General features: G+C 57.0%; 10 protein-coding genes. 7 read left to right on the top strand and 3 right to left on the bottom strand.

What is annotated here, in order from left to right; translation table 11 throughout:
- Positions 1 to 43 precede the first annotated feature (43 nt).
- The 3 genes from KGA81_RS08180 to KGA81_RS08190 are packed head-to-tail and all read right to left on the bottom strand — an operon-like array spanning position 44 to position 3,441.
- Complete coding sequence (locus tag KGA81_RS08180; protein WP_223545388.1) at positions 44 to 1,504, bottom strand: class I adenylate-forming enzyme family protein; 1,461 nt, start codon at positions 1,502 to 1,504, stop codon at positions 44 to 46.
- A gap of 39 nt (positions 1,505 to 1,543) precedes the next feature.
- On the bottom strand, positions 1,544 to 2,470 hold the full coding sequence (locus tag KGA81_RS08185) for an alpha/beta hydrolase (RefSeq protein ID WP_223545389.1): 927 nt from the start codon (positions 2,468 to 2,470) through the stop codon (positions 1,544 to 1,546).
- Positions 2,467 to 3,441: an enoyl-CoA hydratase/isomerase family protein gene (locus KGA81_RS08190; protein ID WP_223545390.1), complete on the bottom strand. Its 975-nt coding sequence runs from the start codon at positions 3,439 to 3,441 to the stop codon at positions 2,467 to 2,469. The genes KGA81_RS08185 and KGA81_RS08190 overlap by 4 nt, the downstream gene beginning before the upstream one ends.
- Positions 3,442 to 3,529: 88 nt before the next feature.
- Here KGA81_RS08190 and KGA81_RS08195 point away from each other — a divergent pair, with 88 nt between their 5' ends.
- The 7 genes from KGA81_RS08195 to KGA81_RS08225 all read left to right on the top strand — a co-directional run bounded on the left by KGA81_RS08195 (position 3,530) and on the right by KGA81_RS08225 (position 11,607).
- Positions 3,530 to 4,486, top strand: coding sequence for an SDR family oxidoreductase (locus KGA81_RS08195; RefSeq protein ID WP_223545391.1), 957 nt, complete (start codon positions 3,530 to 3,532; stop codon positions 4,484 to 4,486).
- 289 nt (positions 4,487 to 4,775) lie between these two features.
- On the top strand, positions 4,776 to 5,435 hold the full coding sequence (locus KGA81_RS08200) for a winged helix-turn-helix transcriptional regulator (RefSeq protein WP_223545392.1): 660 nt from the start codon (positions 4,776 to 4,778) through the stop codon (positions 5,433 to 5,435).
- Between the two features lie 347 nt (positions 5,436 to 5,782).
- A complete protein-coding gene (locus KGA81_RS08205; protein WP_411736546.1) occupies positions 5,783 to 7,153 on the top strand; it encodes an outer membrane protein transport protein in 1,371 nt (456 codons plus the stop codon).
- Positions 7,154 to 7,351: 198 nt separating this feature from the next.
- The gene (locus KGA81_RS08210) at positions 7,352 to 8,995 is read left to right on the top strand and encodes a GMC family oxidoreductase (protein ID WP_223545394.1); all 1,644 of its coding nucleotides are present in this window, start codon (positions 7,352 to 7,354) and stop codon (positions 8,993 to 8,995) included.
- Between the two features lie 24 nt (positions 8,996 to 9,019).
- On the top strand, positions 9,020 to 10,285 hold the full coding sequence (locus tag KGA81_RS08215; RefSeq protein WP_223545395.1) for an NADH:flavin oxidoreductase/NADH oxidase family protein: 1,266 nt from the start codon (positions 9,020 to 9,022) through the stop codon (positions 10,283 to 10,285).
- A gap of 55 nt (positions 10,286 to 10,340) precedes the next feature.
- Positions 10,341 to 11,186 carry an alpha/beta fold hydrolase gene (locus KGA81_RS08220; RefSeq protein ID WP_223545396.1) on the top strand — a complete coding sequence of 282 codons (846 nt, stop codon included), beginning with the start codon at positions 10,341 to 10,343 and terminating at the stop codon, positions 11,184 to 11,186.
- Between the two features lie 22 nt (positions 11,187 to 11,208).
- On the top strand, positions 11,209 to 11,607 hold the full coding sequence (locus tag KGA81_RS08225) for a helicase (protein WP_223545397.1): 399 nt from the start codon (positions 11,209 to 11,211) through the stop codon (positions 11,605 to 11,607).
- The last annotated feature ends 333 nt before the right edge of the window (positions 11,608 to 11,940 follow it).

Here is an 11,940-nt window from a genome sequence, read left to right on the forward strand (position 1 = left end):
GTGCCGGTTGCTTTTCGCCTAAAGTCCATCAGGTAACGACCTGTCAATCGACACATTCGGTCCACATCTTGCGCAACCTCAGCTTGTCGACCTTGCCCACGGCATTCTTTGGCAGGCTGTCGATGATGTTGATCGTGGAAGGTCTTTTATAACGCGTCAGCCGGTCAGTGCAGTGCTCGTTCAAGCCCTCCTGGGTACCGGCGAATCCCGTACGAAACGCGACGCAGGCCACAACAATTTCGCCGAAGGTCTCGTGAGGGACACCGATCACTGCAGCTTCAAGAACCCCCGGGAATTCGCACAACACATCCTCGATCTCCTTCGGATAGATGTTCTCGCCGCCGCGAATGATCATCTCTTTAAGGCGCCCGACGATGGCCAGATAACCGTCTTCGTCGATCCGGCCGATGTCACCGGTGTGCAGCCAGCCATCGACGATGGTCCTCGCCGTTTCCTCGGGCTTGCCAAGGTAACCGCGCATGACGTTAGGACCTTGAACCAGCACCTCACCAATGGCGCCCTGCGGCAAATGCACACCGCTCGGGTCGGCGATTGCAATGCGTTGCCCGATGAAGGGCAGCCCGACCGTACCGACCTTGCGCAGGCCGTCGAAGGGGTTGATGGTCGAAGCGCACGTGCCTTCGGACAGGCCATACCCCTCAAGCAGCGGAAAACCGAAGCGAGCTTCAAAATTTTTCAGCAGTTGCGCCGATGCAGGCGCCGCGCCGCAGATGCCATACCGAAGACTGGAGGTATAAGGTTTTACCTCGCGAGGTAACGCGTTAAGCATTGCGTAGATGGTTGGCACCGCAGAGAAGTACGTGGGTCGAAGCCACTCGACATCCTCAAAAAACGTGTCGACATTGAAACGCTTGCGAATCGAAACCCGACCACCGCTTGATAGCGGGATGAGCGTGCTCACCACAATGCCGTTTACGTGAAACAGTGGAAGTATCGATAAACAGTGGTCTGCTGCCGTGACCTTGAGTGAGTTTCGTCCCATTTGCGACATGGCTTCGATATTGGCGTGATCGAGCATCACGCCCTTCGGCAGGCCGGTAGTGCCACTGGTGTAGATCAGCAGAGCTAGTGCAGCAAGCTCTGCAATCGGCATACCGGTGTAGGGTGCCCCTGCTTCCAGATCAGCCACAGGCAGGGATTGCGCACTTGGGATCACAGTTTCGCCACTGATATTGACGAGCAGCTTCGCCCTCGAATCAACCAATTGATGAGCAGCTTCCTTATTGGTGAGCCCCGGGTTCATAGGCGTGACCGCCGCCCCCAAGCGCCAGGCGGCGAACATTGCCACCACAAACTCCACCTGGTTGGGCAACATGATCGCAACCACGTCTCCAACGCCCACTCCCCTGTCAGCGAATACTCCCGCTGCCGCGAGGACTCTGGAATGGAACTGCCGGTTCGTCAGGTTGCTGTTGTCGTCAGCGATGCACAGAGCATCAGGCTCTGTCGCCGCGCGCACATCTGAAAGTCTGGAAAAGCACATTATTGTTGTTCTCTCTGAAAAGTGACGTAAACGCTTGAATCAATTGGCTGAAGAGCCGAGTAGATGTTTCGTCAGAAATTGAGTCTGATCCTTCACCAGCTCTTCGAACGCGTCGCCCATGTAGAACTCGAAATGCCCCGCCGCGTAGAGCCTGGTTTCTCCATGCGGGGCCTTGCGCACCAAGGCGATCGTCTGTTCCGGTGGCGTGACGGTGTCAGTGGTGCTGACGCAAAACAGGATGGGGAGTTTCACCCTGGAGGCCGAGCGTCCGGGTCGATAAGTCATGATTTCCGGGAGCACCCGTGCGGCGACGTGATTGACGAAGACCATCCCCTTCGGCACCAGGGCCAGATAACCCGGCAGGGCATCATGGGCATTCATCAAGGCTGGCTGACCGGGAACGGCAGCGATGGGCACCATCACGGGCGGGCGACCCAGTAGCCTGGCTGCAAAATCACGCAGGAGCACCGGCATTACCTGCAGCGACCCCTTCACACCCAGTGCGGCAGTTGAAGCCAGACCATCGGTAAAAGGGCACTGACTGATGGCGGCCAGTAACTCGGGATGCCGGCTGGCCACGGTAATCGCATGCCCTCCCCCAAACGAGCTTCCCCATACGGCAACCCGGCGCCCATCGACATCCGCGCAGCCTTTGACGAAGTCCAGCGCGGCATCCCAGTCAGCCAGTTGCCGCTTCACAGACATCAACTGTCTGGGCCGGCCACCGCTGTCTCCGAAATAACGGTAGGTGAAGGCCAATGTAGCGATTCCCGCAGCAGCGAATCGCTCGCAAAAGGCGTCGAGGCGCATCTCGCGAACCGCACCCAGCCCGTGACCGAGCACTACGATCGGCGGTTTCTCTACCCCAACCGGCAGGTAGAGCCAGGCTGAACAGTAGGTTTCGCCGGAGTCAAATTGAACGTCCTGGCGAGTGAACTGATAGGTAAGCGGTGACATTTGATTCATTTCCTACCTCCCCCGTTTTGCAGGGGCAAAGAGCCTTGCTCAAGGGTTTGCTCGAAAATGGCCGGGTTGTAGAACGGCACGCTGCCGTCCCGATCGGTGCGCTCAAGGTATTCAACCATCAGCGATTGCGCCGTCTCGGTCGGCGAGATCCTGATGAATTCGGTGCGCTCCCTATGCAGCCCCTCGTCGAGGGTGGCTGACCCGCCGAAGTACACGGCTCGCTTGATGGCCTCAATCGCCCCTTTGGGTCGGGAACCCAGATACCCGGCCAGCTCGATGGCGCGATCAAGCAGCGCATCCGGAGCAATCACTTCGTCGATGTAGCCTATTTCCAGCGCCTTCTGTGGCGACACCGGCCGACCTTCAAGCATCAGCATCAGCGCGCGATGGGCACCGACCAGTCGTGGCAATCGCTGAGTGCCTCCGCCACCAGGAAGGATTCCAAGAAGCACCTCGGGCTGCCCGATGAAGAAATCGCCATCGGCCATCAGGCGGACGTCACACGCCAGCGCGAGCTCGCTGCCCAGTCCCAGCGCAGATCCATTCAGCGCGGCGACGAAAATGACGCCACTGCGGTTCATCCGTAAAAAAGTGTCGTGCAGCTTGTCGAGTTGCATCCCGCCATCCAGCGGTGTCAGGGACGCAGCTGCCGCCAATGGCGCAATACCGCGAACGGTCCTGGCGGTTCGAGCGATCGCCGAGGCCGTCATGCGCCCGACCGAAGGGATACTCTTCCCGCCTTCCTGCAGCCAACGAACGTCGGCATGCCCGATGAAACGCTCAGGATGAGTCCCGGTGAGCACCACCGCTTTTACCGCAGTATCGGATTCCAGCCTGTCCAATAACACCGCAAGCTCATTGGCCATGTCCAACCCCATCAGCCCGTGTGGACCTCCATCCAGCCGCGCAATCAACACAGAGCCACGGGACTCCATATCAAGGTACTCGGGCGGTGTATGCATCTTCGTCATCTCTTGGATCCTCCGGTGACAAACGTGGAGAGCAAGCGCTCCCATCAGTATTTCCACCTCCGGACCAGTCATCGGATCAGTCGCAGAGATGAATAACACCGTTATTGCAAAACATAACACCGTTATATTACTCTCGCAATATGTGCTGAGCCGTACACAAAACCTGAATGCTCAGCTCCTGAAGGGAACCTCTGAAATGAAGCCGCATATCACCGTGGTACAGAGCAATCAAACAGTCAGAAACCCGACTCAATCCCTTCTTCCCGAATGGAGACCCGCCATCTTCGTCACAGGCGCGGCTTCGGGAATCGGTCGCGCCTGCGCTGAGTTGTTTGCGCGACGCGGTTGGTTCGTGGGGCTATACGATATCGATTCAGAGGGTGTCGCTGCGGTCGCCGCGACCCTGGGAGAGGGCAACGCCGTCTGCGGAGCGCTCGACGTGAGCGATCCCGAAGCCTGGGGGCGAGCGCTTGAGGATTTCTGGGCACACAGCGGCCAGCGGCTTGACGTGTTGCTCAATAACGCCGGGATTCTCGCTGCCGGGCAATTTGAAGCCGTACCCTTGACCAGGCACCAGGCAGTGCTTGACGTAAACGTTCAGGGAATGATCACCGGCTGTCACAGCGCTTTCCGGTACCTGCGAGGCACGCCCTGCTCTCATGTCATCAATATGGCCTCTGCCACTGCGATCTACGGCCAGCCCGAACTTGCAACCTACTCGGCGAGCAAGTTCGCCGTGCGCGGATTCACCGAAGGACTCGAACTCGAATGGGGAAAGTTCGGCATTCGTGTGAGCGATATCTGGCCGAGCTTCGTAAAGACCGCAATGGCTGATGAATACGGTCGTATCCCCAGCGCCAGATCACTGGGTATCCGGCTCACCTCGCACGACGTCGCATCGACCGTGTGGGCTTGCGCGACGTCGAAGCGACGAATCCGCAAGACCCACTGGACAGTCGGCATGCAAGCCGGATTCCTGTCGTTCGCTACACGTCTCGCGCCTGCGGCTCTGACCCGCTGGGTCGTCCAGTGCATTGCGCGATGACGGACAGGCTTTCGCCATAACTATACTTTTTATATAGCGTCATCACTAAGCGAACGGTATAGTGAAATCAATAACAATGACTCAACCTGTTCAGTGAGCCATACATGAAAGCGACGGCGAGATCAGCGGTAGTAAGTGCAGATACGACACTCTCCATCCATTTGGCGTCGATGCGTGATGAGGTGCGTGCCACCGCCCTGGGGCCTGGAACAACTCCCGATTCCTTCGAATCGAGGCAGCAGCGGCTTTCCACTGTGTTTCAACCGAGCGGAATTTTGTACAATGCGCCATGACAAACAAAACCTACGGTCAACTCTGCCCCTTAGCCCGGTCGCTCGACGTACTCGGAGATCGCTGGACGCTGCTCTTGATTCGCGAACTCCTGTTAGGTCCGAAGCGTTTCAAGGATCTGCTCGCGATCCTGCCTGCAATGGGTACAAACCGGCTGTCCGAGCGCCTGGCCATGCTGGTGCACAACGGCGTGATTCAACAAGTCACCCTGCACACACCTTCCGCCACGCCCGCTTACGAGCTGACGGACTTGGGCGAGCAACTGCGCAAGCCGGTGATCGCGCTGGGATTCTGGGGGCTGAGCCTGCCGATCGACGAACGCATCGATCCGTCCAGTGCTCGCGCGGAACTCATAGCCCTGTGCCTGACAGGTGCGAACGATTCGGCAGCGAGCGCCGGTTTGCAGGAGTTGTACGAGTTCCAGGTGGGAGCGGAGGTGTTCCATATTCAAGTCAACAACGGGAACCTGTTGGCACGCTCCGGGCCGAGCGAAAAGCCCATCGACGTCAAAATACAATGCGACATGGAAACCTTCATTGCGTTAGTCCTGCGCCAGATCACTCCAACTCGCGCACTTCGCGAAGGTCATGCAAAGCTGTTGCAAGGGGATCGGCCAGCCTTCACACGAGTGTGCAAAGTACTCGAATACAAGCCCTAGGACTGCAGGTCCTCTCCCTTTCCCCTTCTCTCGCGTCATGCGAGTCGAGGGGGACAGCCGCCATTACCTCTTACCTGCGCGCTGCCCGCCCCCTTGTAACCGCACGCGGCTCAGTCTGGCCCCAACTTGCAACCCTCAAATATATAAATACGGCGATCGCCTGATCACGTGATATTCCAGAGAGGGTTTTGCAACTAAAAAAACTACATATCTGCAAGACCCAATTAACACGCTCCCACTCCAGCCCAGCCGGCACTTTGATGTTTCCGGCCGCCCACGATTTGCTTCATCCCGACAACAACAACAACAACAACAACAACAACAACAACAACAACAGGTACCGCCAGATGAACCATCAACATCTTTCTGCGCTTCGCCCTTCCCAGAGATCAGTGCTGCGTTTGAAACGTCATCTTGAGGCAGGGTCCACCCTGATACTCAAGTCAAGCAGAGCGTTGTTCAAAACCACTCTGTCATTGGCTATCTGTGGGCAGGCAACTTTATCTTCAGCCAATGGTTTATCTATTAACGAGCAAAGCGTCAGCAGCGCCGGAACTGCTTATGCCGGACGCTCGTCCGCTGCTCTGGATGCGAGTACTGTCTATGGGAATCCGGCCGGCCTGAGCAAGCTAAAGCGCAGGGAAGTGAGCGGAGGGTTCGCGCTGATCAAGGTTAATAATGATATTAAAAACGCTCATGGCGAGGCGCCTGGCACCAACAAAGGAGATTCCGTGCCCCTGACGACAATCCCCTTTGGCTATTTATCCATACCGATTGACGAACGCTTCACTTTCGGCTTGGGCGTATACGCTCTCTATGGCCTTGTGAACGATTACGAAAGTTCGTTCCAGGGACGCTACCATGGCTCCTATAGCAAGGTTCAAGTTAAAACCCTGAACTCCGCCGTTGCTTATCGCATCAATGATCATGTCTCTGTCGGAGGCGGGCTGACATTGAACCGTATCGAAAACAATATGCAAACCTATTTGGCCACAGGGCAGCTCAATGGGGGCACCGACACGAAGATCACTATCAAAGGCAACGATAACGCCGTTGGCTATAATTTCGGCCTGATGGTCGACCTGAACGACGCCACCACGTGGGGCGTCACCTATCATTCAAAACTTGATTTTCATGTCAACGGCCATACGCAGGTGAGCAACTCGCCAAGTGCTTTCGGTCTCGATGGCAAATACAGCAATAAAATAGACATCACGTTGCCAGAGTCGCTGGACACATCGTTTACCCATCATTTTGACGAGCGCTGGACTGGCTACCTGGGCGCGACCTGGACCCGATGGAGCCGCGTTCAGAGGATCGAAGCGGTCAATAGTGGTGTACCGCCGCTGGGCCAGCAACTGGGTTTTAACAGCTTCGGAGATGACTTTAAATTACATGACACCTGGTCGATGGCTGTTGGGGCCTCTTACCAGCTTTCCCCGCAATGGCTGTTGCGCAGCGGCTTCGCCTACGATCCATCACCTGCCCGCAACGCCGATCGAAACGTCCGACTCCCCGTGGGCGACCGAAAAGCGGTGACGCTGGGCATAGGTTTCTCTCCCGACACCGACCTGACCATCGATTTGGCTTACGGCTATCTATGGGAATCGACCACCTCCGTCAGCCAGGCAAATACAACCGGCGTACAGCCCGGCTACAGCGCAAAATACGACAACAGCGCGCACATCATAGGTACACAGATAACCTACCGTTTCTGATTTGACCCTTCCTGCGTCTACGTCTGCAGCCTTACAATACTATACTGTTCGTATAGCGATAAAAATATACGAATGGTATAGTTATTCTGACAGAGTCACTCCTGCCACCCGTGTCCGCAGCATCATTACAAAAACAAGGAGACACCGCATGACCCGTGCTTTCACGCCTGATCGCAGTGCTTGCCTGAGCAGCACGCTATGAATCCATCTTTCGATTTCGACTACATCGTGATCGGCTCCGGATTCGGTGGCAGCGTGTCCGCCTTCCGGCTGACAGAAAAGGGCTACCGCGTTGGCGTCATGGAGATGGGCCGACGCTGGACGGCCGAGGACTTTCCAGAATCCAACTGGGACACGCGGCGCTGGATGTGGCGACCCGGGCTGAAGATGTTCGGCTTCTACAACATGCGCCTGTTCCGTCACGTGATGATCGTCAGCGGCAACGCAGTCGGTGGCGGATCCATCACCTATGCCAACGCCTTGCTGACACCGCACGATAGCGTATGGAGCGAAGGCTCCTGGGCCGGCCTGGCGGACTGGCAACGAATCATGCCGCAGTACTACGCCACGGCGGAGAAGATGCTGGGCGTGACAGAAAGCAAGATCATGGGCGAGGCTGATCTGCGCCTCAGGAAAATGGCGGATTTGCAAGGTGTGGGCCACACGTTTCACCTCCCACGCGTTGGTACCTTCTTTGCTCCCGATGGTGAAGAAGGCGGCCAGACCTACCCGGATCCCTACTTCAATGGTGAAGGCCCGGCGCGCGGAACCTGTACCGGGTGCGGTGGCTGCATGATGGGTTGCAAGCACAACGCCAAGAACACACTCGACAAGAATTACCTTTATCTCGCAGAAAAACGTGGCGCCCAGGTTTTTGCCGAGACCAAGGTGGTAGACGTGCGACCGCTCAACGGCAAGGAGGACGGCAGTGATGGCTATGAAGTCTTCACTGAATGCTCGACCGCCTGGTTCGCCAAACAGCGCCGCAGTTTTCGCTGCCGCGGCGTGATCTTCGCAGCCTCGTCGTTGGGCACCCTGGAATTGTTGTTCAGGCTCAAGCAAAACGGGTCCTTGCCGCGCATCAGCGCCGACCTCGGAAAACGCGTGCGCACCAATGCCGAATCCCTTATCGGCATACGCTTTCCGGCAGCGGACAAGAGCATGTCGCCGGGACTGGCGGGGGGCGGCAGTATCTATCTCGATGAGCGCACCCATATCGGAGTCGTGCGCTACCCGGAAGGCTCGGATGCGATAGGCCTGATGATGACCTTGCTGTGCGGCGGGCGCCCGGGGTGGACGCGAATATTGACCTGGTTATGGACGCTGCTCAAACATCCACTGCAAACATTGCTCGTGCACAACCCCATCGGTTTCGCCCGTCAGACCATGTTACTGCTGGTGATGCAGACAGCGGACGCGTCTCTCGACATGCGGCTCAAGCGTCGCTGGTTTTGGCCGTTCGCGAAACAGCTCGCCAGCGAAGGCGGCCCCATCCCCACCTTCATTCCAGAGGCGAACGCGTTTGCCGAAAAGGGCGCGAAAGCACTCGGTGGCATACCCACCACCTTTCTGTCCGAGATCTTGTTCAACATCCCGACCACGGCGCATTGCATGGGCGGCTGTGCGATGGCGGACTCGCCAGAGCGCGGCGTGATGGACGTACAGAACCGCATCTTCGGCTATCAGAACCTGCTGGTTTGCGACGGCTCGATGCTCAGCGCCAATCTCGGGGTCAATCCAAGCCTGACGATCACCGCGCTGACCGAACATGCCATGTCGTACATCCCAGTGAAAAACGCGCGGGTATCGAACGCCATCCCGCTGCACACCCTTCAATCTTGAATCAGACCCAATAGAGAACTCACCATGACCGCCGCCTCGCCTGAAGAAAATCTGCTGAGCCAGCCCTTGCAACTCCCGAACGGCAGCGCTTTTCGCAATCGCCTCGCCAAGGCATCCATGAGCGAAACGCTGGGCACCTACAACAATCACCCGACGTTGAAACTGGTCGAGTTGTACCGGCGCTGGGCCGCCTCGGGCATTGGGTTACTCATCACCGGAAATGTGATGATCGACCGGCGTGCGCTCGGTGAACCAGGCAACGTGGTGATCGAGGATCAAGCGGACCTGCCTGTGCTACGCCAGTGGGCTCGTGCGGCTACCGGGCAGGGAGCGGCGATCTGGGTGCAGCTCAATCACCCTGGCAAGCAGTCGACCAAAGGCTTGAATGCCGGCAACCTCGCGCCATCGGCCGTGCCCTTTCGCGAGGACATGGCCGCGCTCTTCGAGACTCCACGCGAAGCCACCACGGCCGAGATCGAAGACATCATCCAACGCTTTGGACGCAGCGCGGCCATCTGCAAGGAGGCCGGCTTCAGCGGCGTGCAAATCCACGGCGCGCACGGTTATCTGATCAATCAGTTCCTCTCGCCACACCACAATCGGCGTACCGATGAATGGGGTGGCAGCCCGGAAAAACGTCGACGTTTCGTATTGGCTGTCTACGCCGAGATTCGCCGCCAGGTCGGCGCCGAATTTCCCGTCGGCATCAAGCTCAACTCAGCAGATTTCCAGCGCGGAGGCTTCACCGAAGAGGAATCGATGGCGACGATTCATGCACTTGCCGAAGCAGGCATCGACCTGATTGAGATTTCGGGGGGCACCTATGAAGCTCCGGCCATGAGCGGCGGGCTCCAGGAGACGAAAAAAGCATCCACCGTAGCGCGTGAAGCTTACTTTCTTGAGTTTGCTGAAAAGGTGCGCGCCTCGATCAAGGTGCCTTTGATGGTCACTGGCGGTTTTCGCAGCGCCGCCGCCATGAACGCTGCGCTGCGTTCTGGAGCGCTCGATGTCATTGGCCTCGCGCGGTTATTGGCCATTGATCCCGAGGCACCGGCGGCCCTGCTGCAAGGGCGAGACAGTTCGCAACGCGTTCGGCCGATCACCACAGGCATCAAGCAAATCGATCAGATGGGCGTCATGGAAATCTTCTGGTACACGCTGCAGCTCAAACGAATCGCCAATGGCGGTGATCCGCGTCCCAACGAAAGTGGGCTGTGGGCGTTTTCAAAATCAGTGATGAAAAGCGGCTGGGGCACGTTCCGTACGCGGCGCATGCGCGCACGGGCCTGAAAGTCCGAGGCTCGCTCGCATCGATCGCCACAATAACCACCTGGAAGACTTCAATATGACCGACACCCATCTCACCACCCCTACCCGCTTCGTGGAAGTTGATGGTGATCAATTTGCCTATCGCCGCTGGGGCAACAATACGACAGGCCAGCCTCCCCTGTTCTTCCTTCAACATTTTCGCGGCGGTATGGATCATTGGGACCCACTCATGACGGATGGCCTGGCTGCGGGGCGCGAGGTCATCCTCTACAACGGTCGCGGGATTGCCTCTTCTTCCGGCAAACCGCGTACACGGATCGAACAGATGGCCGACGACGCGGCTGCGGTAATCCGCGCGCTGGGCCTGTCCAAGGTCGATGTTCTAGGTTTCTCACTCGGTGGTTTTCAAGCCCAGGACCTGACGCGACGCCATCCCGACCTCGTGCGCAAGCTCATGCTGCTCGGCACCGGACCTCGTGGCGGAAATCCGGATTCACACTCTGGAGTGCTGGAGGCTGCACCGCGCCCCGTTCCGACCCTGGAAGACTTTCTGTTTCTGTTCTTCGGTCGATCCGCGGCGGCGCAGCAGGCCGGACGTGATTTCTGGGAGCGCCGTCATCAGCGTGTCGACCAGGACCCACCCAGCTCTCCTGAAGTGATACAGGCCCAGATCGAAGCGAATATGTACTATTTGCCAAAGCTGGACCCGAACGATCCTTTCAATCATCTGCGCGAGATCAAACAGCCGACGTTCATTCTCAACGGCATGAATGACGTCATGGTTCCAACGGTGAATTCCTGGTACATGGCTCAGAACATCCCGAACGCCCAACTGTTCCTGTACCCGGATGCCGGGCATGGTGCTCAATTCCAATGCCCTGAGCGTTTCCTGAAACACGCCATTCAGTTTCTCAACGAGTAACAGCTTGCGGAGCACGTTTACCATGCTGAAGTTTAAATTCTTGTTATGGGCTTTGACCAAGCTATTACAAAGGGCAGTCAAAAAAACTCCTGGCTGCGCAACATACGTTAAAGGCAAGGAGCTGGTCTTTCAAATCCAGACACATGACGGAGTGGGTCGCTACTTCACCCTTGAAAACGGCAAGATAAAATCCTCTGCCGGCTTGACTGAAAAACCAGAATTCACCCTGTCGTTTAGAGATGCAGCCAAGGGTTTCGCCATTCTGTCTGCCAAAGACAGTAAAGATGCATTTCTGACAGGATTGCGTAAAGAGGACCTGGTTATTCGCGGTGACTTTGTTGAAGTGATGTGGTTCCAGGGATTAACTGAATACTTGCAGCCTGTTAAAAAAACATCAGCACTTTACCCGTCGACGCGCTAGGAATTTGATGCAGTGCCCCCTGTTTGATCTGACAGTCACCCGCTTTTTATGGGTGCCTGTCAGATCTGACTTTTTCGCCGTGATCCTGGTGGCTATTCAAAAATTTTCGGGCAATTGCTGGTTCCACATGACCGCTTCAGACTCCTCTCCTTCAAATCCGAATAACATTCGAGGCGCTTCACCAGCAACAAGTGCATCGGTCGGACTTGGACAAAATCGAAAATACGAACAACATCGACCACACGCACTGGATTTTCTTCAATCGTAATCGTACAAACACTCCGGCAGCAAGATGACTTGCGTCCAAGCCTCACCTTCATAAATCGCTTCATG

It is taken from the genome of Pseudomonas sp. A-B-19, assembly GCF_019947515.1.
Lineage (GTDB): Bacteria > Pseudomonadota > Gammaproteobacteria > Pseudomonadales > Pseudomonadaceae > Aquipseudomonas.